The sequence below is a fragment of the Burkholderia sp. HI4860 genome (genome assembly GCF_002223045.2).
Lineage (GTDB): Bacteria > Pseudomonadota > Gammaproteobacteria > Burkholderiales > Burkholderiaceae > Burkholderia.
The window spans coordinates 2,359,050-2,382,556 of record NZ_NKFO02000003.1 but is presented as its reverse complement, the minus strand read 5'-3'; the positions used below and the strand labels follow the sequence as shown (position 1 = coordinate 2,382,556).

Genomic DNA, 23,507 nt, shown 5'->3' with positions numbered 1-23,507 from the left:
TCGCCCGCCGCGGCAGGCGACCGGTTGCGCGATCAGCTGCCCTTCGCGATGCGATCCTCGATGTGCTGCGCACGGCTCGCCGACGACGGGTGCGAATCCATCATCGAGCTCTTGCCGCCGTCGAGCTTCGCGAGCTTCTGGAACGACGTGACCAGACCCTTCTGGTTCATGCCCTTCTGCTTGAGCAGGTCGAACGAGTAGTCGTCGGCCGCGCTTTCCTGCGTCTGCGAGAACTGCGCGTTGATGAACTTCTCGGTGATGTCGCCGAGCTGCGAGCTCGTCAGTGCCGCCACGCCCGGCGATGCCGCGCCGGCCGCGGTGCGCGCCGCGCTGACCGCGTAGGCCGTCTGCATCGCCTTCTTCGAGTGACCCAGGGCAACGTGGCCCATTTCATGGCCGATCACGCCGCGCAGCTCGTCGTCGTTCATCATGTCCATCAGGCCGCTGTACACGCGCACGCAGCCGTTACCCATCGCCCACGCGTTGACGTCCTTGGTCATGTAGACCTTGTAGTTGATCTTCTGGCCGTTCAGCGTCATGTCGCCGAAGCCCTTCATCACCTTCGTCAGGCGCTTCGCGTACGCGCTGTTCGCCGGCGCGATCTTCGATTCGGCATCGCTCGACTTGCACGAGTCGTTCGACAGTGCGGCGATGTCGCTGTCCGACAGCGTCGCTGCCTTGTACAGGCTGGTCCCCGCCGACGTCAGGCTGTTCGCGTCAAGGTTCTGTACCCCGCCGCACGCGCTCAACAGAAACGCCACGCTACACGCTGCCACCGCTTTCTTGAGTTGCATCCCGGAATCCCTCGATAGTTGTATTTGGGAGCGGCGATTTTGCATAATCCGGCAGAAAATTACCAGATGTTTACATCCGATGACATGCGGATTACTCGACGAACAGCAACGATGCGGCGCGTCGGCACGGGATTGACGACGGAAAACGGAGCAATCGCCGCAACCGGGCGACGACCGGAACGGGAAACGGGCGGGCTCAGGCCGTCTGGTCGTGGCGGCGCGTCAGCCGCCGCGCGACCAGCATCGGCAGCCGCACCGCGAAGCCGGTGAACAGGCGCAGGTGCATCCACGCGAGCAGCGCGTTGTCGCGGCCGTAACGGAAGTGCGAGACGCCGCCCTCGTGGCGGCCGAAATAGCGCACCGGCGCGTCGATACGGATCGGCCGCACACCGGCCCAGCACAGCCGCACGGCCGCCTCGGGATCGAAGTCGAAGCCGCGCATCCACGGCTGGCGGCGCATGATCGCGGCCAGCGGCGCGACCGGATACACGCGAAACCCGTACAGCGAATCGCCGATCCCGGCCCACAGCGTCTCGAGGTCGGCCCACGCGTTCGACAGCCGGCGCCCCTGCACGCGTAACTGCGGCGCGCTCGCGTCGAACTTCGGCACACCCAGCACCATCGCGTCGGGCGCGGCTTGCGACGCGGCCATGAACGCGGGAATCAGGTCGGCCGGATGCTGGCCGTCGGAATCCATCGTCAACACATGCGTGAAGCCGCTCGCGGCCGCCGCGTCGAGCCCGGCGAGCACCGCGGCGCCCTTGCCGCGGTTCTCCGGCAGCACGATCACGCGCAAGCCCGGGTCGCGCTCGGCCATCGCCTGCAGCCGTTCGGCGCTGCCGTCGGTGCTGCCGTCGACGACGACCCACACCGGATTCCATTGCGCGCGGGCATTGCGCACGGTCGTGTCGACCTTGATGCCCGGGTTGTAGCTCGGAATCAGGACGAGATGGGTGGACGAGGCGTGCAGCTTGGACATGGAAACGGCCGATTGCGAAGACGGGGATCCTGACAAAAGTTTATGACTTGCCGGCGACCGTCGGCAGGCTTCGTCGACGTCGCCCGGGTGCGGGGCCGGTGGCTCGATCGTGAGGTTTTCTCGCTTCATGACAGCCACGCCTCCTCATGACCCGCGCTGGCCTCGATCTCGACCAGCAGGTCGTCGCGGCACACGTCCGCATGGACGACGAGCGGCCGCACGCCGGGGCCGGCCGCCTCGCGCAGCACGCGCTCGATCGCGGCCAGCGCCGCGGCATCGCCGGCGTCGCGCACGTAGACGCGATAGCTCAGATCGGCGAGCGAGAACGGGCCGTGCCCCTGGCGCGCGGCCTGCTCGAGCACGGCCGCGAGGTTCGCGACCGTCTCGCGCGTTTGCGCGAGAACGTCGCCGTGATGCACGGTGCGGTGCCCGACGATGCTCGCGGTGCCCGACACGAACAGCACCGGCGCGGCATCGCGTAGCGGCCATGCGGCAGCGCGCGCGAACGTCGGCGCACGCGGGCCGTACTCCGCCGGATAGTGATACGCGCTGACCTGGCGCGGGTTCTCGACCGGATCGGCCGGCGTGCGGCTCGCGAGGAAATGAATCGCGAGCGGCGCGGCCGGCGACGCATCCCCCGCGACCGGCACGACCGAGCCGAGCGCGCATGCGGCCGGCACGCCGCCCGTCAGCGCGCGGCGGCACGCATCGAATGCATGCTGGCGGCCGATATTGAACTGACGATAGCGCTCGATCCCGAACTGCACCGCATTGATCGCCGGCACGGTATTCCAGATGCGCAGCGGATGCGGCATGCCGAGCGAATCGAGCACGTCGAACAGTGCGCGGTACGCGTCGTGGGTCGCGCGTTCGAGCGGGGTGCCGCTGTCGTGCGATTCGTTCGCCTCGAGTGCTGCTTCATGCACGACGATGCTGCCGAACACGAGGCCCGCCGTTTCGCTGTACCGATAGTGCAGCGCGCCGCGCCGTTCGCTGCGCAGGTCGCGCGCACGGCATTGCCAGATTTCGCAGACGGCGTCGTCCGGCGCGATGCCGGCGCCGAGCAGCGTCATCGGCACCGGGGCGACCGGCAGGTCGGGCACGACTTCGACCAGCATCCGTGCCGCCGCGTCCGCGCGTGATTCGGCATGCGATGCCGTGCCAGCGCCAATGCATACCGCACCCAATGCGCCGGGAACCGCGCGCTCGAATCCGTCGCCACGGCCACGCGCATCGTGCAGCAGCGCGGCGAGCCGCGCATGGCTCATCCGGACGAGCCGCAGCGCACCCTCGCCGTCGTGCGCGAGCGCTTCGCCCGATCGCGATGCGACCGGCCCTGCCGCCGTCTGCCCGCGCACGACGGGCGCGGCAGAGGACGACAGGGAACACGGGCGCCGTTCGGCGTCGACTGGATGCACGGACACTTCGATTTCCTCACTATGCGGCGCAGGCCGCGCAACCTCGCGGCCTGCGCCGCGTTGCGTTACGTCACGCCGACGCTGCGCGCTTGGTCACGCGAGCCCGCCGTTGACGGACAGCACCTGCCCCGTCACATAGGCCGCGGCGTCGGAGACCAGATACGCGACCATCGCCGCGACTTCGTCGGGCCGGCCCGCGCGCTGCGCGGGCACGAGCTGCTTGATGCGTTCCGCGGGAAACGCGTGCTCGGCCATCGGCGATTCGATGATGCCGGGCGCGACCGCGTTCACGGTGATGCCGCGCGACGCGAGCTCCAGCGACAGCGACTTCGTCGCGCCGATCAGCCCCGCCTTCGCGGCCGCATAGTTGACCTGCCCGCGATTGCCGGTCACGCCGGCCACCGACGCGATGTTGACGATCCGGCCGCGCCGCGTGCGGATCATCGGCAACAGCAGCGGCTGCGTGACGTTGAAGAAGCCGTTGAGCGTCACGTCGAGCACGCTGTGCCACTGCCGGCGCGACATGCCGGCCATCGGCGCATCGGCGTGAATGCCCGCGTTGTTGACGAGGATCTGCACCGGCGCCTCGTCGATGAACGGCTGCAGCGCGGCGAGCGTCGCATCGGCGTCGGTCACGTCGAACGCGATCGCGTGCGCGGTGCCGCCGGCCGCGACGATCTGCTGCGCGACCGCCTCCGCCTGCGCGAGATGGCGGTTCGCATGCACCCACACTTCATGGCCGGCCTGCGCGAGCGCCGTGCAGATTGCCTGCCCGAGTGCGCCGCTGCCGCCCGTCACGAGCGCGCGCATCGAATTGCTCCGTTCATCGCGTTCCACCTCGATCGACGCGGCCGCGTATCGTCTGCCGATCGCGGCCGCCTGCCGTCATCATCTGCACATTTGCACGTCGCGCCCGTGGCGCGACACGGTCACTTCGTGCGGTGCGCGGCGACGTACGCCGCCAGTGCACCGAGCGTCGCAAAAATCTTCTGGTTGTCCGGATTGTCCGAACGCAGCTCGAAGCCGTATTTCTTCGAGATCAGCAGCGCGATTTCCAGGATGTCGATGGAGTCGAGCCCGAAACCCTCGCCATACAGCGGGGTCTCGGCCGTCACGGTGTCGAGCGTGACGTCTTCGAGATTCAGTTCGCCGATGATCAGCGTGGCGAGCTCTTGTTCCAGTGCGTTCATCATGCGTGCGGGCAGGCGGCCCGTGGCAGCGGAAGGTGCCCGGAAACGGCTGTCGCCATGCACGCCCGGCGCGTGCGAATCTCCGTCCCTCCGGCGTCTGCCGGCTTCCCCGCCTGCTTTATTGGGGGATTGTTTGTAAAAGTTACGCGGATTCTAGACGAACGGGTATCGGGCCGTATACCGCCAATGGTTACAGACTGGCGACCCGGCTCCGCGGCCCGTTTCGGGACCCGAATGCACGAGACGCTTGAGCCGCTTTGGATGGAAATGGACCGACCCCGCCAAACCGTTCGTCCCGCGCCATACAATCGGTTACAAAACCCGTTCGCGCCCGCCCCGAACACGCGGTGCCGCGGCCCTAAAATGAGCGTGCCCGACCACCGGCCCGGACCTACGTCCCGGCCGCCTTTCATATGATGTTTGACGGCCCGACCATCGCGTCCGGCCACGATCCGCCCGATGTCGCCAGTCATGCCGCGCCCGTCCTTCCGCTCCGTTCCGGTTCGCCCGTCCGTCAGCTGCCGCCCGGCCGCCGGGCACGCGTTCGCGCGCCGCGCGCGCGGAGGCCGCCGATGAGCCGGCTGCTGCCCGTCGCGCGCGGCCTCGCCGCAGTCGGCGCCGTCGCGGCATATCAGGCCGGCGCGCACTACGCGGCCGCGACACCCGGCGCGCACGGCTTCGGCCTCGCGATGGCGCTGGTGCCGCCGCTGCTGCTCGCGCTCGGCGCGGCACTGCGCTCGCCGCATCGCGCATGGCTCGTGCCGGCGTGGCTGCTTGCCGCCGCCGTGCTGTGGGCCGCGCGCGTGCCGCTCGCCCGGCATTTCGAATGGGGCCTGTATCTGGAGCACGCCAGTTTCAACCTCGCGATGGCGCTGCTGTTCGGCCGCACGCTCGCGGCCGGCCAGGTGCCGCTGTGCACGCGCTTCGCGACGATGATCCACGGCGCGATCACGCCGGCCGTCGCGCGCTACACCCGGCAGATCACGCTCGCGTGGACGCTGTTCTTCGTCGCGATCGCCGCCGTGTCGACGCTGCTGTTCGCGACCGCGCCGATCGTCACGTGGTCGACGTTCGCGAACTACCTGTCGCTGCCGCTCGTCGCCGTGATGTTCGCCGCCGAGCATGCGTGCCGGCGCTTCGCACTGCCGCACGAACCGCGGCCGCGCATGGTCGATGCGGTGCGCGCGTATCGCGCGACGACTCACGCATCGCAGCCGTCACGATGAATTCACGGCCGGCGCCGCGCGCCGGCCTTTGCTCCCGTTTTGACCGATTTATGCCGACTCACCCGCTGGTTTTCCATTCGTCGCCGGACCAGACGATCGCCTGGCGCGACGGCGCGCCCGTCACCGTGCGCGCGTTCGTCGCCGACGTCGCCCGCGTGGCCGCCGCGCTGCCCGCCGGCGGCCATGTGTTCAACGTGTGCCGCGACCGTTACCGCTTCGCGGTCAGCCTGTGCGCGGCGCTCGTTGCCGGCAAGATCAGCCTGCTGCCGTCGACGCACACGCCGGAAATGGTTCGCCAGCTCGCATCGTTCGCGCCCGACGCGTTCTGCCTGCACGACGCGCCCGACTGCGCGATCGACCTGCCGCGCTTCGCGTACCCCGATGCTGCCCGCGGCGAGCGCGCGAGCGATGCGCCGTTCGTCGTGCCGCAGATCGATGCGGCGCGCATCATGGCCTACGTGTTCACGTCCGGCTCGACCGGCGCACCGGTGCCGCACCGCAAGACCTGGGGCTTCCTGGTCGGCTGCGTGCGCGCGGCGGCCGACCGCCTCGGGCTGCTCGACGGCCGCGCGGCCACGCTGATCGGCACGGTGCCCGCGCAGCACATGTACGGCTTCGAGTCGACGGTGCTGCTCGCGCTGATCGGCGGCCTCGCGTTCAGCAATCGCCAGCCGTTCTACCCGGTCGACATTCGCGACGAACTCGACGCGATCCCGCAGCCGCGCGTGCTCGTCACGTCGCCGATCCACCTGCGTGCGCTGCTGGCGGCCGGCCAGGCGCTGCCGCCTGCCGCGCTCGTGCTGTCGGCCACCGCGCCGCTGTCGGAAAAGCTCGCGTGTGAAGCCGAGGCCGCGCTCGACGCGCCGCTCGTCGAGATCTACGGCAGCACCGAAACCGGCCAGATCGCGACCCGCCGCACGTCGCAAGGCGCGGCGTGGGCGTTGTTCCCGGGCATCCGGCTCGATGCGCGCGACGAACCGGAGAGCGACGACGGCGAGCCGACGATCTGGGTGTCGGGCGGGCACGTCGAGGCGCCGGTGCCGATGGGCGATGCGCTCGAACTGCTCGGCGACGGCCGGTTCCTGCTGCACGGCCGCAAGGCCGACCTCGTCAACATCGCCGGCAAGCGCACGTCGCTCGCGTACCTGAACCATCAGCTCAATGCGATTCCGAAGGTGATCGACGGCGTGTTCTTCATGCCCGACGAAGCCGCGCCCGCCCGCGCCAGCGCGGGCCTCGAACCGGTCACGCGCCTCGTCGCGCTGGTCGTCGCGCCGACGCTCGCGGCCGCCGATCTGCAGCGCGCGCTGCGCGAGCGGATCGATCCCGCGTTCATGCCGCGCCCGCTCGTGTTCGTCGATGCGCTGCCGCGCAATGAAACCGGCAAGCTGCCGCGCGACGTGCTCGCCGCGCTCGTGGCGCAACATGCGCGCACCGCAGCCGCGCCGACGCCCATCCGCAACCCGGCCGGCACGCCTGCGCCCGCGCTCGGGTTCACGATCCCCGCCGATCACCCGGCACTGCCCGGCCACTTCCCCGGCCATCCCGTCGTGCCGGGCGTCGTGCTGCTCGATCACGCGATCCATGCGATCGGCACGGCGCTGAACCGTCCGCTGCACACGTGGCGGCTCGGGTCCGCAAAATTCCTGAGCCCGGTCGCACCCGGCGAGCCGCTCGATCTCGCGTACGACGCCGCGGCGAGCGGTTCGATCCGCTTCACGCTGCGCACCGGGGCGCGCGAAGTCGCGAGCGGCGTGCTGTCCGCGCCGCCGGCCGCGCAGGATGGCGCGCAGCCATGAAGCACACCGCGTGGGCCGAACGCCAGGAACGCAGCAATGCGGGCTTGCTGCGCGCGATGACGTGGATCTCGCTGCGCTTCGGCCGGCAGCGCGCGCGCGTCGTGCTGCACCTGATCGCGACGTATTTCGTGCTGTTCTCGCCGGTCGCGTGCGCGGCGTCGCGCGACTACCTGCGCCGCGTGCTCGGCCGCCCCGCGCGCTGGCGCGACGTGTACCGGCACGTGTTCACGTTCGCGGCGACGATCCACGACCGCATCTACCTGATGAACGGGCGCTTCGACCTGTTCGACATCCGGCTGCACGGTGAATCGCTCGTCGACGACGCGCTCGCGGGCGGACGCGGCGCGTTCCTGATGGGCGCGCATCTCGGCAGCTTCGAGGTCGTGCGCGCGATCGGCCGCACACACCCGGACCTGCGCGTGGTCGTGACGATGTACGAGAAGAACGCGCGCAAGATCAACGCGACGCTCGCCGCGGTGAATCCCGCCGCGCAGCCGGAAGTGATTCCGCTCGGGCAGGTCGATTCGATGCTGAAGGTGCGCGAGCGCCTCGACGCGAACTGCATGGTCGGCATGCTCGCCGACCGCACGCTGCTCGACGACGCGGCCGCGTCGCTGCGCCGGCTGCCGCTGCTCGGCGCGCCCGCCGCGTTCCCGCTCGGGCCGCTCTACATGGCCGCGATGCTGAAGCGTCCGGTGATCTTCATGACGGGCCTCTATCGCGACGGCAACCGCTACGATGTGCACTTCGAGACGCTCGCCGATTTCTCCGACGTGCGGCGCGACGCACGCGCGGCGGCCGTCGATGCGGCACTCGCGCGCTACGTCGCGCTGCTCGACAAATACTGCCGCGCGGCGCCGTACAACTGGTTCAACTATTTCGATTTCTGGCAAGGCGGCGATGCCGCGACCGCAACCGTGACCGCTCGCAGCGACGCTGCATGCGCCGGTGCCGGCCTGGCCGCCACGAGGGACTCCGACGCATGACCGCCGTTCGCCGCTGCCTGCCCACGCTCCCGTCCACGCTGCATCGTGCCGTCCGCACGCTGGCCGTCGCCGTCGCGGCCGGCGCCGCCATGGCCGCGCTGGCTGCAACGCCCGCGCAACCGGCCGACACGGCGCCGGCGTGGAACCTCGACCGGTTGATGTCGACGCTTGCGCAACACAAGTCGGGGCGCGCGACGTTCACCGAGACGAAGACCCTGTCGATCGCGACGCAGCCGGTCGAATCGTCCGGCGAACTCGTGTTCGTCGCGCCCGATCATCTCGAGAAGCACACGCTAAGCCCGAAGCCCGAACACCTCGTCGTCGATGGCGACATGCTCACCGTCGAGCGCAACAACCGCAAGTTCACGCTCGCGCTCGCACGCTATCCGGAGCTCGGCGCGTTCATCGACAGCATCCGCGCGACGCTCGCCGGCAACCGCTTCGCGCTCGAACAGGTGTACAAGGTCGCGCTCGCCGGGCGCGGCGACGACTGGACGCTGACGCTCACACCGCTCGACTCGCGGATGCTGAAGGTCGTCAGCACGATCACGCTCGACGGCACGCGCGACGTATTGCGCAGCGTCGCGATCCGGCAGGCGGACGGCGACCGCTCGGTGATGCGGCTGCAACCCGTTCCGGTGAACCCGAACTGATGGACGAACGCACCCGGCCCCCCGCGTCACCGGTCTCGCGCCGCCTGCCCGCGCTGCGGCAGCGTGCCGTGCTCGCGTGGCTGCTCGCGCTCATCGCGTGCGGCGTCGCGATCGGGCGCGCGCACTTCACGGCCGACCTGTCCGCGTTCCTGCCGAGCGCGCCGAGCGCCGGGCAGCGCGTGCTCGTCGACCAGTTGCGCGACGGCGTCGTGTCGCGGCTGATCCTGGTCGCGATCGACGGCGGCGATGCCACGACGCGCGCCGCGCTGTCGCGACGCGTCGCCGGCGCGCTGCGCACCGATCCGCAATTCGCGGCCGTTCACAACGGCGAAGCCGCGAACGACGCGCGCGATCGCCAGTTCATCTTCGATCACCGCTACCTGCTGAGCCCGGCCGTCACGCCGCAGCGCTTCAGCGCGGCCGGCCTGCATCAGGCGCTCGGCGACAGCCTCGATCTGCTGAGTTCGTCGGCCGGCCTCGTGGCCAAGGCGATGCTGCCGCGCGACCCGACCGGTGAAGTTGCCACGCTCGTCGACCAGTTCGACAGCGCGGCGGAACCGGCGAGCCGCGACGGCGTGTGGGCATCGCGCGACGGCACGCGCGCGGTGCTCGTCGTGCAGACGGCCGCCGCCGGGTCCGATACCGACGCGCAGGCCCGCGCGATCGACACGGTGCGCCGCGCGTTCGCCGCCGCGCAGCAGGCCGTGCCGAATGCCGCCGCGACCACGCTCGCGATGACCGGCCCCGGCGTGTTCTCGGTCGACACGCGCGACACGATCCGGCACGACGTCGAACGGCTGTCGACGGCGAGCGTCGTGCTGATCGTCGCGCTGCTGCTGACGCTGTACCGTTCGCCGCGCACGCTCGCGCTTGGCTTGCTGCCGGTGCTGACGGGCGTCGCGGCCGGGATTGCGGCCGTCAGCGTCGCGTTCGGCACGGTCCACGGGCTGACGCTCGGCTTCGGCACGACGCTGATCGGCGAAGCCGTCGACTATTCGATCTACCTGTTCGTGCAATCGGCGCAGGCCGGCACGCGCGGCACGGCGCGCCCGGCCGACGCGACGCGCGCATGGGTCGCCGCGTACTGGCCGACGATCCGGCTCGGCGTGCTGACGTCCGTGTGCGGGTTCGCGTCGATGCTGTTCTCCGGATTCCCGGGCCTCGTGCAGCTCGGGCTGTATTCGATCGTCGGGCTGACGGCCGCCGCGCTCGTCACGCGCTTCGTGCTGCCGCACCTGCGCGGCGAGCATGTCGCGATCCGCGACGTGTCGCGCGTCAGCGCCGTGCTCGCGCGTGCGGCCGACGCCGCGCCGCGGCTGCGCTGGCCGCTCGCCGTGCTGGTGATCGCCGCCGTCGCGACACTCGTGCTGCATCGGGACGGCCTGTGGAGCCGCGAACTCGCCGCGCTCAGCCCCGTGCCGGCGCACGCGCAGGCGCTCGATGCGCGGCTGCGCGCCGATGTCGGCGCACCCGATGTGCGCTACCTCGTCGTGATTTCCGCCTCGACCGAACAGGCCGGGCTCGAAGGCGCCGAAAAGGTCGCCGCGCAATTGCAGCCGCTGGTCGACCGGGGCGCACTCGCCGGCTTCGAAAGCCCCGCGCGCTACCTGCCGAGCGACGCCGCGCAGCGCGCGCGCCAGGCGAGCCTGCCGGATGCCGACGTGCTCGCCGCGCGGATGCGCGACGCCGTCGCGAACCAGCCGATCGCGGTCAGGCCCGACCTGTTCGCACCGTTCATCACCGACGTCGAGGCCGCGCGCCACGCGCCGCTGCTGACACGCGCGGACTTGCGCGGCACGTCGATGGCGCTCGCCGTCGATGCGCTGCTGACCGAACGCGACGGCCGCTGGAGCGCGATGCTGCCGCTGCGCGCGCCGGATGCCGCCCGCGCCGCGCAACCGGCATCGAGTCTCGATGCCACGCCGATTCGCGAAGCCGTCGCCCGCGCGGGCGTGCCCGATGCGCTGTTCGTCGACATGAAGGCCGAAGCCGATCGCCTGTACGTGAGCTATGTGCACGAGGACATCCGGCTGTCGCTCGCGGGTTTCGCCGCGATCTCCGTGCTGCTGCTGATCGCGCTGCGCTCGCCGCGCCGCGCCATGCGCGCGCTCGCGCCGCTCGTCGCGGCCGTGCTGGTCGTGACGGCCGGCTTCGCGCTCGCCGGTGTGCAGCTGACGATCCTGCATCTCGTCGGGATGCTGCTGATCGTCGCGGTCGGCTCGAACTACGCGCTGTTCTTCTGCAAGCGCGACGACGCGCAGCCCGTCACGCCGTACACGCTCGTGTCGCTGCTGATCGCGAATCTCGCCACGGTTGCCGGCTTCGGGCTGCTGGCGCTGTCGCGCGTGCCGTTGCTCGAAACCTTCGGGCTGACCGTCGGCCCGGGCGCGATGCTCGCGCTCGCGTTCGCGGCGATTCTCGCGCCACGCGCGGCTGACGCTGTGGCCATCGACCGTCATCGAGGAAGCCGCGCATGAACGCGCCGTCGACCGTTCCGTCGCAACGCCCCGGCGATACGCGCCGCTGGAAGCCGACGCCGCTGATCGCGGGCACGGCCGCGCTGCATGCGGGCGCGGCGGCCGCCGTCGTCGCGCAGCCGGCCGCGTGGCCGTGGGCGGTCGGTAGCGTGGTCGCGTCGCATCTCGCGCTGACCGCCGCGGGCCTGTGGCCGCGCAGCACGCTGCTCGGCCCGAACTGGACGCGCCTGCCGGCCCACGCCGGCCGCCGCATCGCGCTGACGATCGACGACGGCCCGGACCCGGACGTCACGCCGCGCGTGCTCGACCTGCTCGACCGTTACGACGCGCGCGCGACGTTCTTCTGCATCGGCGATCTCGCGCGCCGTCATCCGCGCTGGATCGAGGCGATCGTCGCGCGCGGTCATGCAATCGAGAACCATAGCCAGCGGCACCGCCACACGTTCTCGCTGTCGGGGCCCGCCGCGCTGCGGCGCGAGATCGCGGCCGCGCAGCAGACGCTGACCGAGCTCACCGGCACGCGCCCGCTGTTCTTCCGCGCGCCGGCTGGCCTGCGCAACCCGTTTCTCGAGCCGGTGCTGTGCGAACTCGGCCTGCAACTGGCGAGCTGGACGCGACGTGGCTTCGACACGCGTGCGCGCGATGCCGCGACCGTCACGCGCCGCCTGCTGCACGGCCTCGCGGCACGCGACATCCTGCTCGTGCACGACGGCCACGCGGCGCGCGACACGCGCGGCGAACCGGTCGTGCTCGACGTGCTGCACGCGGCGCTGCGCGCGGCTGCCGATGCGCAATTGCACTGGACCACGCTGCGCGCGGCGCTCGCGCCGGAGCCGCCCGGCGGGCCGGGCGAGCCGGCCGGTTCGGCACCCCCGTTTGATAAAATCTGACCTCGAACGGCGCGCGTGCCAGCCCTGCTGCGGCACCCGTTCCGGCCACCGGATGCGACCCTCGTGAAACCTCTCCTGCTCTCGCACTTCACCGCCACCAGCTGCATCGGCCGCGGCCTCGATGCGACCCTCGATGCGCTGCGCGACGCGCGCGGCGGGCTCCAGCCCTGCGACTTCGAACGGGCGGATCTCGACACGTGGATCGGCGCGGTGGACGGCGTCGATGCGCAGCCCGTGCGGGCCGATCTCGCCGACTTCGCGTGCCGCAACAACCGCCTCGCGCAACTCGGCCTCACGCAGGACGGATTCGACGCACGCGTCGCGGCGGCCGTGGCGCGCTACGGTGCGGCGCGCGTCGGCGTGTTCATCGGCACGAGCACGGCCGGCATCCTCGAGACCGAACACGCATACCAACGCCGCGATCCGGCGAGCGGCGCGCTGCCCGCCGACTTCCGCTACGCGCAGACGCACAACCCGTATTCGCCGGCCGCGTTCGTGCGCGCGTTCTTCGCACTGCGCGGGCCGGCGATGGCGATCTCGTCCGCGTGCTCGTCCGGCGCGAAAGTGTTCGGCTCCGCGCGCCGCATGATCGAGGCGGGCTTGATCGACGCGGCGGTCGTCGGCGGCGTCGATTCGTTGTGCCTGACGACGCTGTACGGCTTCAATTCGCTCGAGCTGCTGTCGCGCCAGCCGTGCCGGCCGTTCGACGTCGCGCGCGACGGCATCTCGATCGGCGAGGCCGCCGCGTTCGCACTCGTCGAACGCATGCCCGACCCGCCCGCCGCACTCGACGCCGATGCGATCCTGCTGCTCGGCATCGGCGAATCGAGCGACGCACATCACATGTCGTCGCCGCATCCGGACGGGCTCGGCGCGCGCGTCGCGATCGAGCAGGCGCTTGCATCCGCCGGCCTGGGCGCAACCGACATCGACTACGTGAACCTGCACGGCACCGCGACGCCGAGCAACGACGCGGCCGAAAGCCGTGCGATCGGCGCGCTGTTCGCCAGCACGCCGTGCAGCTCGACGAAGGGCGCGACCGGCCATACGCTCGGCGCGGCGGGGGCGCTCGAGGCCGTCGTCGCCGCGCTCGCGCTGCGCGAGCAGTTCGTGCCGGCCGGTGTCAACACGACACAGCCCGACCCGGCACTCGCCGCCGACTATGTGCTCGCGAGCCGCGCGACGCGCGTGCGCGCCGTCCTGTCCAATTCGTTCGGCTTCGGCGGCACGAATTGCAGCCTGATCCTCGGCCGCGCCGACCACGCCCGCCGTTGAGGCCCGCCATGACACTCACCGCCTTCATCGAAAGCATCGGCCTCATCGGGCCCGGACTGAACGACTGGCCGCACGCGGCCGACGTGCTCGCGGGCCGCGTGCCGTATGCGCCGGCCCGCACCGAGCTGCCGCCGCCGGCCGGCCTGCCGTCGGCCGAGCGGCGCCGCACCGGCCCCGTCGTGCGCGCGGCGCTCGCGGTCGGCCACGAAGCGGTGGCCGCGAGCGGACGCGATGCCGCGACGCTCGCAACCGTGTTCAGCGCGTCGGGCGGCGACGGCCAGAATTGCCACGCGATCTGCGAGACGCTGGCCGGCGACGATCGGCAGTTGTCGCCGACGCGCTTCCACAACTCCGTGCACAACGCACCGGCCGGCTACTGGAGCATCGCGACCCGCGCGATGGCGACGTCGAATGTGCTTTGCGCGCACGACGGCAGCTTTGCCGCGGGCCTGCTCGAGAGCCTGTGCCAGGTCGTGGTCGATCGCGTGTCGACGCTGCTGATCGCGTACGACACCGACTACCCGGAACCGCTGCGTGCGGTGCGCCCGATCGGCGACGCATTCGGCGTGGCACTCGTGCTCGCGCCGGAAGCAAGCGAGCGCGCGCTCGCCCGCATCGACGTCCAGCTCGCCGACGCACCCGCCACGCCGCTCGCGAACGCCGAACTCGACGCACTGCGCGCCGGCAATCCGGCCGCGCGCGTGCTGCCGCTGCTCGACGCCATCGCCGCGCGGCGTTCGACGCGCGTCGTGCTCGACTACCTGGCCGATACACGCGTGCAGGTCGACGTCGCGACGCCGGATACGTTCGCGGAGCGCGCGTGATGACCGCGACCATCCCGCTCGCACCGCCGCTCGACCACGCGTGGATCGCCGCGCACATTCCGCACGGCGGCGCGATGTGCGTGCTCGATACGGTCGATGCGTGGGATGCCGCTCGCATCCGCTGCACCGCGACGAGCCACTGCGATCCGCACAACCCGCTGCGCGCGCACGGCCGGCTTGCATCCGTCTGCGGGATCGAATACGCGGCGCAGGCGATGGCCGTGCACGGCGCGCTACTCGGTGCGCACGAAGCGCGCCCGCGTGTCGGCTATCTGGCGAGCGTGCGCAACGTCGACGCATTCGTCGACCGGCTCGACACGTTCGCGCAGCCGCTCGTCGTCGAAGCGGAACGCGTGAGCGGTGACGCCCGTTCGGTGCTGTACGGCTTCGCACTGCGCTGCGGCGATCGCGTGCTGCTGTCCGGCCGCGCCGCGGTGATGCTCGACGCGTCGGCGGCCGGCGCGTTGCGCCCGGGCGCGGCGCCAGCCGGCGATGCGAATCCTCGATGAAGCCGCTCACCCAAGAGAAGGAAACCAGGTCGTGAAAGTTCGTCAGTTCATTGGCACCGCGCTCGTGCTGGCGCTGATCAGCCCGATCGCGCACGCGGACATGTCGGAAGTGAAGCAGGACATCAAGCGCGATTCGAAGGAAGCCGCGCACAAGACCGGCGAGGCGGCCCGCAGCTTCGGCCACGCGACCGCGAGCGCCGCGAAGGCGGTCGGCCACGGGGTCGCACACGCGTCGCGCGAAGGCTGGGATGCCACCAAGCGCACGACGAAGCGGATCTTCCACAAGAACGACTCGGGCGAGTCGGGCGGGAAGAGCGAAAAGAACGATTGATCAAGGGCATCGCGCGCATCCCCGCAGGCATGCGCGCGATGCACGACCGCTCGTCAAGCGTGACGCGTCACTGCCGCGATGCCGCCGTCAACGCGCGCCGCGCAGCCGGCGTGCCGGCCGGGTCCGCACGCGTGCGAAGCACCTGCCGTACGCGACGAGCGAGCAATCGCGATGATCGAAGTTCCGCAGCAGCCGCGCACGGCGCCGCTCGAGCCAGTAGAGCGAGACTGCCATCGTCAGCGCGACGGCCAGTGCCGTGCCGCCGATTACGAGTCCCATCCAGGTATCGCCCATGCCTTCTCCGGAATGCGAAGCCGAAGCGGCGCGCCTGCCGCCGCCCCGGCACTGGATCGTGCGGAACGCGGGCCGGCAGATGCGCGCACACCGCCGGGCCGCCCCGCGTCAATGCATGTGCTGGCCGCCGTTGATCGCGATGTTGGAGCCCGTCACGAAGCCGGCCTCCTCCGAGCACAGGTAAGCCACCAGCGCCGCGACTTCCTCGGGCTTGCCGAGCCGGCCCGCCGGAATCTGCGGGAGGATCTTCGAGTCGAGGATGTCCTGCGGGATCGCCGTGACCATCTTCGTCGCGAGGTAGCCCGGCGACACCGTGTTCACCGTCACGCCCTTGCGTGCGATCTCGAGCGCGAGCGACTTCGTGAAACCGTGCATGCCAGCCTTCGCGGCCGCGTAGTTGGTCTGGCCGACCGAACCCTTCGAGCCGTTCACCGACGAGATGTTGACGATGCGGCCCCAGCCGCGCTCGACCATGCCTTCGCAGACCGGCTTCGTCATGTTGAACACGGAATCGAGGTTGGTGCGGATCACCGCGTCCCAGTTGACCTTGTCGAGCTTGCGCAGCGTCATGTCGCGCGTGATGCCCGCGTTGTTCACGAGAATGTCGACCGGGCCGACGTCCCGCGTGATCTTCTCGATGCATTGCTGGCACGAATCGTGATCGGCCACGTCCACCGGATACGCGTGGAACTCGCGGCCGGCCGCGTGCATCTCGGTCAGCCAGCGGTCCGCGCCGGTGTTGTTCGGCGAATACGTGACGACTACCCGGTGGCCCGCGTCGTTCAACCTGATGCTGACCGCTTCGCCGAGGCCGCCCATGCCACCAGTCACTACTGCAATTCGCTTAGTCATCCTATTAATTACCGACAAAAAAGTAATCGATCAAGGCGGAGCGGCGGCGTCGCTCATGCTGCCGCCCCACCGCTTCGATGCGCAGCCGCCCGCGTCGCGGGCGCGGCACGCACCTGCACCTCGCGCGTGTTGTTGACTGCTTGTCGTGCGCGAAAACCGCTTCGCCCGCGTGCGACGCTGGCCGCTGCCGCACGCGGGACGAGTCGTCAGACTCTACTCAGGCGCGCTCGACCGCGAGCGCGACACCCATCCCGCCACCGATACACAGCGATGCCAGCCCGCGCTTCGCATCGCGCCTGGCCATCTCGTGCAGCAGCGTCACCAGGATCCGGCAACCCGACGCGCCGATCGGGTGGCCGATCGCGATCGCCCCGCCGTTCACGTTCACCTTCGACGTGTTCCAGCCCATCTGCTTGTGCACCGCCAGCGCCTGCGCCGCGAATGCCTCGTTGATCTCCATCAGGTCCAGGTCGCCCGGCGTCCAGCCCGCGCGCTCCAGGCAGCGGCGCGATGCCGGCACCGGGCCCATCCCCATCACGCTCGGATCCACGCCCGCGTTCGCGTACGCCTTGATCCGCGCCAGCGGCGTCAGGCCGAGTGCCGCCGCCTTCTGCGCCGACATCACCAGCACCGCCGCCGCGCCGTCGTTCAGCCCCGACGCGTTCGCCGCCGTCACCGAGCCGTCCTTCGAGAACGCCGGCTTCAGCCCGGCCAGCGACTCCGCCGTCACGCCGTGACGCACGAATTCATCGGTGGCGAACTGCAGCGGCTCGCCCTTGCGTTGCGGAATCGCCACCGGCACGATTTCATCGTCGAAGCGGCCGGCCTTCTGCGCGGCTTCCGCCTTGTTCTGCGACAACGCCGCGAACGCGTCCTGCTCCTCGCGCGTGATTCCGTATTCCTTCGCGACGTTCTCCGCCGTGATGCCCATGTGGTACTGGTTGTACACGTCCCACAGGCCGTCGACGATCATCGTGTCGACCAGCTTCGCGTCGCCCATCCGGAACCCGTCGCGCGAGCCCGGCAGCACGTGCGGCGACGCGCTCATGTTCTCCTGGCCGCCCGCGATCACGATCTCCGCGTCGCCCGCGACGATCGCGTTCGCCGCCAGCATCACGGCCTTCAGGCCCGAGCCGCACACCTTGTTGATCGTCATCCCCGGCACTGCGTTCGGCAGCCCGGCCTTGATCAGCGACTGCCGCGCCGGGTTCTGCCCGGAACCGGCCGTCAGCACCTGGCCCATGATCACTTCGCTGACCTGCTCGGGCTTCACGCCCGCACGCTCCAGCACCGCGCGGATCACCGTCGCGCCCAGCTCGGGCGCCGCAATCTTCGCAAGCGAACCGCCGAATTTGCCGACCGCGGTCCGCGCGGCCGATACGATCACTACATCCGTCATGTCCAGTTCCTGCATCGAAATCAGTTCGTCGTTCTGACGCCGGCACGTGCCGGCCTCGGCTGGCGATCGCGCCTCCCGGGCCATTCGGCCCGATAGCGATCGCACGCCGTCGTACGGCGCACGGCACCCGTTCGAACGGGCGGCACACCGGTACGGCTCGCCGGTTCACCGGCGTCTTGCGGCAAACCGGACATTCGCCGGACGCCACGCGGCACACGCGGCATCCGGCGCCATCCGGCGCCGCTCAATCGTGTCGCGCCCGTGCGCGACACGTGCTTGCGTGGCTATGCGATTACGCAGCCGATTCGCGTGCGGCCGCGGCGTCCTTGCGTGCGGCGGCAGCCGTTTGCTTCGCGCCACGCGCAGCCGTTTCGCTGACCGCATCGAAGCCGCTCTGCGCGGCTTCGATCGCCTGGCCCGTCGCGGCACGAACCGAATCGGCCGCGGCGGTCGCCGCCGACAGCGCCGAGTTCAGTGCGGCCACCACCGGCGCCGAGCCGGCCGGCGCATGCTTCGACAGTTCGCCGAGCACCTCCTTCAGGCGCTTGTCGTTCTGTTCATATTGCGCTTGCGCGACCTTCGCCCATTCGGACTGCGTCGACACCGCGATGTCGAACAGATGGCGACCGTACGACACGGCCTTGCCGGCCGCTTCCTGCGGTGCGGCGATCTGCTGCGCGAAACCTGCGGCCGGGTTGCTGCTGTTGAATGCGTTCTTCAGCTTGTCCTCGTATTCCCCGAGCGCCGTCCGGGCCGCTTGCAGGTTGAGTTCGACGACAGCCTCGAAACCTTGGATCGCCGGACGGGCAATCGCAAACCACGCTGCAATACCGGATTGATATTCGGCGTTGATTTTTTCGGGGGCAAATACGGACATCGGGCACGCTCCTGTTAGCAATGCGAGAGACGACGCAAAGAAATTGGAAGCCGGATCGACAGCGGGCTTCCTTATTGACAACCCGTCACTTATTTGAGTGCGGGAAGGTGAAGGAGTCCATTCTAGATCGATTAATTGTCAATTAAATGGCATTAATACTAGGTGTAAACCCTTATTTCTATCCGGGACGACTGCTGGAACCCGTAGCGCGTCGACATCGCAGACGGGGCCGCGCATCACTCTGTCCCGCAATGCATTTTTACCTTGTTACAGGATAACGGATCATGACGTCGCGCAACATTTACCAATCCATTATTCCGTTTATTAGAAAACCGGGGCGCATTGAAAATGGAGCGGCCACCTATGTAATCGTTTTTTCTGGATTTATTATGAAATCGTTTTCGGGATTATTAATGACGGAATCAATGATCGGATGAATTGCGGTCGCAATAAAAAGCGGCCGCATGATGCGGCCGCGGATTTGTCAGGCAAATGCGGTATCAGCCGGCCAGTTCTCGATGCAGCGCGAGAAACTCCTGCGCGAGCTTGTGCCCGGGTTCCAGATGGATCACCGGCTTGGACTGTTGATGCGACTCGCGGATCTTCACCGACGCCGACAACCTCGACGCGAGCACCGGCAACCCTTCTTCGACGAGTTCGTCGACCAGCCGCTGCGGCAGGCTCGCCCGCGGCTGGAACTGGTTGATGACGATCCCTTCCACCTCGAGCGCCGCGTTGTGGTCCTGCTGGATTTCCTTCACGTTCTCGAGCAGCGTGTACAGCGCACGGCGCGAGAAATCGTCGCAGTCGAACGGGATCAGGCAGCGCTCGACCGCGATCAGCGCCGAGCGCGTATAGAAATTCAGCGCGGGCGGCGTGTCGATGTACACGGCGTCGTAGGTGTCGAGCTCATTCAGCGCATCGCGCAGCTTGTAGATCTTGTAGCGCGACTCGAGCTTGCCGTGCAGCGTGTCGAGCTCCGGATGCGCGGGCATCACGTCGAGCCCTTCGAACGGGGTCGGATGAATGAACGACGCGACGTCGACCGGGCGGAAGTTGAAGGTCAGCGCGGTTTCGAAGAAATCGGCGATACCTGGCTGCGCGTCGGCTGCGGCGTCGCCGAGCAGGTAGCGCGTGGAGTTCGCCTGCGCATCGAGGTCGATGACGAGCGTGCGCAACCCTTCGCTCGCGCTGATCGCTGCCAGGTTGCAGACGATCGTCGATTTGCCCACGCCGCCCTTCTGGTTGAATACGACCCGCCGCATGGTGTCTCCTCGCTCGAATACGCCGAAAAGACAAGCTTAGCCGGTCAATAATGGCGGTCGCGTGACGCAGGTCGAATTGTGCGCATTCCGGCAAGGGGTGTATCAGCGGCGTGTCACTGGCCCCGATACATACGGGTTGCCCGGAACGCTCCAGCGCCACGGCAGATCCGTGCCGACGCGAATGCCGATGCGCGGCCCGCTCGCCGGATCGGCGGGCGGCGCGATGCCGTCGTCGACGATCGCGAACCCTTCGTGCGCACCGATCAGGTCGACACCGTCGTGCGCGCCGGTGATCCCCATCGCCTGGGTCAGCCGCGCCGGCCGCCGGCACAGGTCGCGATCGCGCGTCTGCGGCGGCCGGGCCGCACGCATCTGCTCGAGCCCGTGCAGCGGCTCGAGCGCTCGGATCAGCACGCCCGTTCCCGTGCCATCCGGGCCGCACACGCAGTTGCAGCACCAATGCATGCCATACGTGAAATAGACATACAGATGCCCAGGCGGCCCGAACATCGTCGCATTGCGCGGCGTCTTGCCGCGGTAGGTATGCGCAGCCGGATCGATCGCGCCGGCATAGGCTTCCACTTCGACGATCCGCCCGGCCCGGCCGTCGGCGGCCGCGAGGATCTTGTTCAGCAGTTGCGGGGCGACGTCGGTGGCGACTCGGTCGAAGAATGCGCGGGGCAGCACGGTGCCCGGCCACTGGGGCGCGGGTTCACCGCGCCGCATCCTGCCCCTCCAGTTGGAGACCGGAAACGGCCTTCGCCTGCAGCCGAAGCTGACGGTATGCGTCGACCAGATCGTCGAGGCCGAACGCGAGGTTTCTCCCGCTGGGATTGGGCAGCACCCAGACGCTCGCCCCCTGCATGAGGGCCGGTTGCAGCCCCCAGTCGATTGCTCGCTGCCCGGAAAGCGCGGAGTACGCCGCCTTGCCGAGAAAAGCGACGAAGCGCGGCGCATAGCGCGCCAGCTTTCGGTCGAACTCGGCAGCCGCCGCGATGAATTCCGCGCGCGAAAGCTGATCGGCGCTCGCGGTCGGCCGCTTCACCACCGCGGTCAGGCCGCAGCCATATTGAAGAATCGCGCGATCGTCCTGCGGCGAGATTTCTGCCGGCGTGAAGCCCGCGAGATGGATCACGCGCCAGAAGCGGTTGCTTCTCCCGGCGAAGTGATGCCCGGTGGCGGCCGCGGTCAGGCCCGGGTTGATCCCGCAAAACAGCACGTCGAGATGCGGAGCGATGAGGTCGGGAAGTTCGTCAGCCACGGTTTGCCTCGCGCGCAAGGAACATCGACGTAAACGAAACAAGGCCCGAAGGCCCGGGCCAAGCAACTGGCTTGACTCGGACGTTTGGGCCCATCGTGATGCGAGATGCCGACTTGCCGATCAGAACGGAATATCGTCGTCCATCTCGTCGAAGCCGCCGCCTGCCGGTGCGCTCGGACGGTTTTGCGCGCCGCCGCCTGCACCGCCACGCGCTGCGCCGCCGGCACGACCGCCGCCGCCACCGCCACGCTCCATCTGCTCGCCACGGCCACCGCCGCCACCACCACCGTAGCCGCCGCCGTAACCGCCTTCGTCACCGCCACCACCACCGCCGCCGCCCGCACCGCGGCCGCCGAGCATCTGCATCTGGTCAGCGACGATTTCGGTCGAGTAACGATCCTGGCCGTCCTGACCCTGCCACTTGCGCGTGCGGATGCGGCCTTCGATATAGACCGACGACCCCTTCTTCAGGTACTCGCTGACGATTTCCGCCAGGCGGCCGAAGAACGCGACGCGATGCCACTCGGTCATTTCCTTGAAATCGCCGCTCGCCTTGTCCTTGTAGCGGTCGGTCGTCGCGAGACGGATGTTCGCAACCGCGTCGCCGCTCGGCAGGTAACGGACTTCAGGATCGGCGCCGAGATTGCCGACGAGGATGACCTTGTTGACGGATGCCATGTGTTTCTCCAGTAAATTCGATGCCGGGCCGCCCGCTCATGCTGTCGGTGCGGCCCGCCGGGGCAAGCCGGCGAAAGTCGCCGGTGCCTGCCCGAAATGAGTTCAGGCCTTGCGCGGCGGCGCTTTCATGCTGGCCGCGATTATAAGCCACGCGGCAACGAGCCCCGAACACGTGTAGAACACCGTGTTGGCGCCACCGTGCTTCAGCAGCCAGCCGCCCACGATGCCGCCGAGCGCGAGCCCGACCGACTGCGTGGTGTTGTACACACCCGTGGCCGCGCCCTTGCGCGAACCGGGCGCGAGCTTCGACACGAGCGACGGCTGCGACGCTTCCAGGATGTTGAAGCCGAGGAAGTAGACGAAAAGAACCGCCGCCACAATCAGGATGGTATGCGGCGCGCTGCCCAGCAGCAATTGGCCAATCAGGATAGCCAGAATGCCGCCGAGCAGCACCGGCTTCATCTTGCCCCGTTTTTCCGCGACGATGATCGCCGGGACCATCATCACGAACGCGAGCCCCATCACCGGCAGGTAGACCTTCCAGTGCGAGGCGACCGGCAGGCCGCCGTCGACGAGCAAGCGCGGCACGACGAGAAACAGCGCCGTCTGCGTGGCATGCAGCACCAGCACGCCGAAGTTCAGGCGCAGCAGCTCGACGTTGTGCAGCACCTCGGCGAACGGCGCGGGCACGTGCACGGGCTTGGCCGCATCGGGCACGATCCACAGCACGACGCCGATCGCGAGGATCGACAGCACGCCGACGATCGCGAACAGCCCGCTCATCCCGACCCAGTGGAACACGATCGGCGCACCGACGATCGCGACCGCGAACGACACGCCGATCGAGCCGCCGACCATCGCCATCGCCTTCGTGCGGTTCTGCTCGGAGGTCAGGTCGGCGATGAACGCGAGCACCGCGGACGACACCGCGCCCATCCCCTGGATCACGCGACCGACGATGATCCACGTGATGTCGTGCGCGGACGCGGCGACGAAGCTGCCGATCGCGAAGATCACGAGGCCGGTCGCGATCACCGGCTTGCGGCCGAACTTGTCGGACGCCCAGCCGTAGAAGATATAGAACAGCGACTGCGTGACGCCGTAGGCCCCGAGCGCGATGCCGACGAGCAGCACGTTGTCGCCGCCCGGGATGGTTTTCGCGTAGACCGAGAACACCGGCATGATCATGAACAGGCCGAGCATGCGCAGCGCGAAGATCGCCGCGAGCGACGTGGTCGCGCGCAATTCGGGCGCGGTCATGCGGGAAGACGTGGCAGACGGATTGGACATCGGGAATGAATTTCGAATGATCGGAATGCCCGCCCGACACCGGGCGGCGGAAGATCAGGACCAGTGGCCCGGGAGGCTTGGCCGGCAACACGTCGGGGCAGGATTCAGGCCGCCCGCAGGCTGCCCGGAACCGCGCGGCGCGGCCGCTGCGGCCACTTTTCCCGGCGCAGGCGCCATCTTGCTGCCACCTGCTGCTAAGGCTGGGGACCCCAAACGACGGCCTCGAAAAGCCGTTATAGT

The 23,507-nt window shown here is 69.2% G+C and carries 25 protein-coding genes; 11 read left to right on the top strand and 14 right to left on the bottom strand.

Annotated elements, in window-relative coordinates; genetic code table 11:
• Positions 1-32: 32 nt before the first annotated feature.
• From CFB34_RS26345 to CFB34_RS26325, 5 genes are all read right to left on the bottom strand, one after another.
• Positions 33-794: a M48 family metallopeptidase gene (locus CFB34_RS26345; RefSeq protein ID WP_089441013.1), complete on the bottom strand. Its 762-nt coding sequence runs from the start codon at positions 792-794 to the stop codon at positions 33-35.
• 196 nt (positions 795-990) lie between these two features.
• Entirely contained in the window at positions 991-1,773 is a 783-nt protein-coding gene (locus tag CFB34_RS26340) for a glycosyltransferase family 2 protein (protein ID WP_089441014.1), read from the bottom strand.
• 125 nt (positions 1,774-1,898) lie between these two features.
• Positions 1,899-3,197 carry an endoribonuclease L-PSP gene (locus CFB34_RS26335; RefSeq protein WP_089441015.1) on the bottom strand — a complete coding sequence of 433 codons (1,299 nt, stop codon included), beginning with the start codon at positions 3,195-3,197 and terminating at the stop codon, positions 1,899-1,901.
• 87 nt (positions 3,198-3,284) lie between these two features.
• Positions 3,285-4,001: a 3-oxoacyl-ACP reductase FabG gene (gene fabG, locus CFB34_RS26330; protein WP_089441326.1), complete on the bottom strand. Its 717-nt coding sequence runs from the start codon at positions 3,999-4,001 to the stop codon at positions 3,285-3,287.
• A gap of 119 nt (positions 4,002-4,120) precedes the next feature.
• On the bottom strand, positions 4,121-4,381 hold the full coding sequence (locus CFB34_RS26325) for a phosphopantetheine-binding protein (RefSeq protein WP_069249366.1): 261 nt from the start codon (positions 4,379-4,381) through the stop codon (positions 4,121-4,123).
• Positions 4,382-4,953: 572 nt separating this feature from the next.
• Here CFB34_RS26325 and CFB34_RS26320 point away from each other — a divergent pair.
• From CFB34_RS26320 to CFB34_RS26275, 10 genes are all read left to right on the top strand, one after another.
• Positions 4,954-5,607: a hypothetical protein gene (locus CFB34_RS26320; RefSeq protein WP_089441327.1), complete on the top strand. Its 654-nt coding sequence runs from the start codon at positions 4,954-4,956 to the stop codon at positions 5,605-5,607.
• 50 nt (positions 5,608-5,657) lie between these two features.
• Positions 5,658-7,406: an acyl-CoA synthetase family protein gene (locus tag CFB34_RS26315; protein ID WP_089441016.1), complete on the top strand. Its 1,749-nt coding sequence runs from the start codon at positions 5,658-5,660 to the stop codon at positions 7,404-7,406.
• Positions 7,403-8,392, top strand: a complete 990-nt coding sequence (locus CFB34_RS26310; RefSeq protein WP_089441017.1) for an acyl-CoA synthetase — start codon at positions 7,403-7,405, stop codon at positions 8,390-8,392. The genes CFB34_RS26315 and CFB34_RS26310 overlap by 4 nt, the downstream gene beginning before the upstream one ends.
• The gene (locus CFB34_RS26305) at positions 8,389-9,045 is read left to right on the top strand and encodes an outer membrane lipoprotein carrier protein LolA (RefSeq protein WP_089441018.1); all 657 of its coding nucleotides are present in this window, start codon (positions 8,389-8,391) and stop codon (positions 9,043-9,045) included. The genes CFB34_RS26310 and CFB34_RS26305 overlap by 4 nt, the downstream gene beginning before the upstream one ends.
• Positions 9,045-11,522: an MMPL family transporter gene (locus tag CFB34_RS26300; protein ID WP_089441019.1), complete on the top strand. Its 2,478-nt coding sequence runs from the start codon at positions 9,045-9,047 to the stop codon at positions 11,520-11,522. Before CFB34_RS26305 ends, CFB34_RS26300 begins: the two co-directional genes overlap by 1 nt.
• Positions 11,519-12,412 carry a polysaccharide deacetylase family protein gene (locus CFB34_RS26295; RefSeq protein WP_089441020.1) on the top strand — a complete coding sequence of 298 codons (894 nt, stop codon included), beginning with the start codon at positions 11,519-11,521 and terminating at the stop codon, positions 12,410-12,412. The genes CFB34_RS26300 and CFB34_RS26295 overlap by 4 nt, the downstream gene beginning before the upstream one ends.
• Before the next feature lie 63 nt (positions 12,413-12,475).
• A complete protein-coding gene (locus CFB34_RS26290) occupies positions 12,476-13,687 on the top strand; it encodes a beta-ketoacyl-[acyl-carrier-protein] synthase family protein (RefSeq protein ID WP_089441021.1) in 1,212 nt (403 codons plus the stop codon).
• A gap of 8 nt (positions 13,688-13,695) precedes the next feature.
• Positions 13,696-14,511 (top strand): beta-ketoacyl synthase chain length factor, encoded by an 816-nt coding sequence (locus tag CFB34_RS26285; RefSeq protein ID WP_089441022.1) that lies wholly within the window; start codon positions 13,696-13,698, stop codon positions 14,509-14,511.
• The gene (locus tag CFB34_RS26280; RefSeq protein ID WP_089441023.1) at positions 14,511-15,020 is read left to right on the top strand and encodes a hotdog family protein; all 510 of its coding nucleotides are present in this window, start codon (positions 14,511-14,513) and stop codon (positions 15,018-15,020) included. Before CFB34_RS26285 ends, CFB34_RS26280 begins: the two co-directional genes overlap by 1 nt.
• Positions 15,004-15,351 (top strand): hypothetical protein, encoded by a 348-nt coding sequence (locus tag CFB34_RS26275; RefSeq protein ID WP_089441024.1) that lies wholly within the window; start codon positions 15,004-15,006, stop codon positions 15,349-15,351. The genes CFB34_RS26280 and CFB34_RS26275 overlap by 17 nt, the downstream gene beginning before the upstream one ends.
• A gap of 87 nt (positions 15,352-15,438) precedes the next feature.
• On the opposite strand, the gene CFB34_RS26270 is transcribed toward CFB34_RS26275, so the two are convergent.
• From CFB34_RS26270 to phaP, 4 genes are all read right to left on the bottom strand, one after another.
• Positions 15,439-15,645, bottom strand: a complete 207-nt coding sequence (locus CFB34_RS26270; RefSeq protein ID WP_089441025.1) for a hypothetical protein — start codon at positions 15,643-15,645, stop codon at positions 15,439-15,441.
• Between the two features lie 108 nt (positions 15,646-15,753).
• Positions 15,754-16,497 carry an acetoacetyl-CoA reductase gene (gene phbB, locus CFB34_RS26265; protein ID WP_089441026.1) on the bottom strand — a complete coding sequence of 248 codons (744 nt, stop codon included), beginning with the start codon at positions 16,495-16,497 and terminating at the stop codon, positions 15,754-15,756.
• Between the two features lie 217 nt (positions 16,498-16,714).
• Positions 16,715-17,896, bottom strand: a complete 1,182-nt coding sequence (locus tag CFB34_RS26260) for an acetyl-CoA C-acetyltransferase (RefSeq protein WP_089441328.1) — start codon at positions 17,894-17,896, stop codon at positions 16,715-16,717.
• Positions 17,897-18,188: 292 nt separating this feature from the next.
• Positions 18,189-18,773: a TIGR01841 family phasin gene (phaP, locus tag CFB34_RS26255; RefSeq protein WP_089441027.1), complete on the bottom strand. Its 585-nt coding sequence runs from the start codon at positions 18,771-18,773 to the stop codon at positions 18,189-18,191.
• 284 nt (positions 18,774-19,057) lie between these two features.
• On the opposite strand from phaP, the gene CFB34_RS26250 reads away from it, so the two are divergent.
• A complete protein-coding gene (locus CFB34_RS26250; protein WP_179243659.1) occupies positions 19,058-19,210 on the top strand; it encodes a hypothetical protein in 153 nt (50 codons plus the stop codon).
• Positions 19,211-19,273: 63 nt separating this feature from the next.
• Here CFB34_RS26250 and CFB34_RS26245 read toward each other — a convergent pair whose 3' ends face one another.
• From CFB34_RS26245 to CFB34_RS26225, 5 genes are all read right to left on the bottom strand, one after another.
• Positions 19,274-20,038, bottom strand: coding sequence for a ParA family protein (locus CFB34_RS26245; protein ID WP_089441028.1), 765 nt, complete (start codon positions 20,036-20,038; stop codon positions 19,274-19,276).
• A 102-nt stretch (positions 20,039-20,140) separates the two neighbouring features.
• On the bottom strand, positions 20,141-20,764 hold the full coding sequence (locus tag CFB34_RS26240) for a DNA-3-methyladenine glycosylase (RefSeq protein ID WP_089441029.1): 624 nt from the start codon (positions 20,762-20,764) through the stop codon (positions 20,141-20,143).
• Positions 20,751-21,299 (bottom strand): G/U mismatch-specific DNA glycosylase, encoded by a 549-nt coding sequence (gene mug / locus CFB34_RS26235; protein WP_089441030.1) that lies wholly within the window; start codon positions 21,297-21,299, stop codon positions 20,751-20,753. Before mug ends, CFB34_RS26240 begins: the two co-directional genes overlap by 14 nt.
• 120 nt (positions 21,300-21,419) lie before the next feature.
• Complete coding sequence (locus tag CFB34_RS26230; protein ID WP_089441031.1) at positions 21,420-21,977, bottom strand: single-stranded DNA-binding protein; 558 nt, start codon at positions 21,975-21,977, stop codon at positions 21,420-21,422.
• 102 nt (positions 21,978-22,079) lie between these two features.
• A complete protein-coding gene (locus CFB34_RS26225) occupies positions 22,080-23,267 on the bottom strand; it encodes an MFS transporter (protein WP_089426342.1) in 1,188 nt (395 codons plus the stop codon).
• Positions 23,268-23,507: the final 240 nt, after the last annotated feature.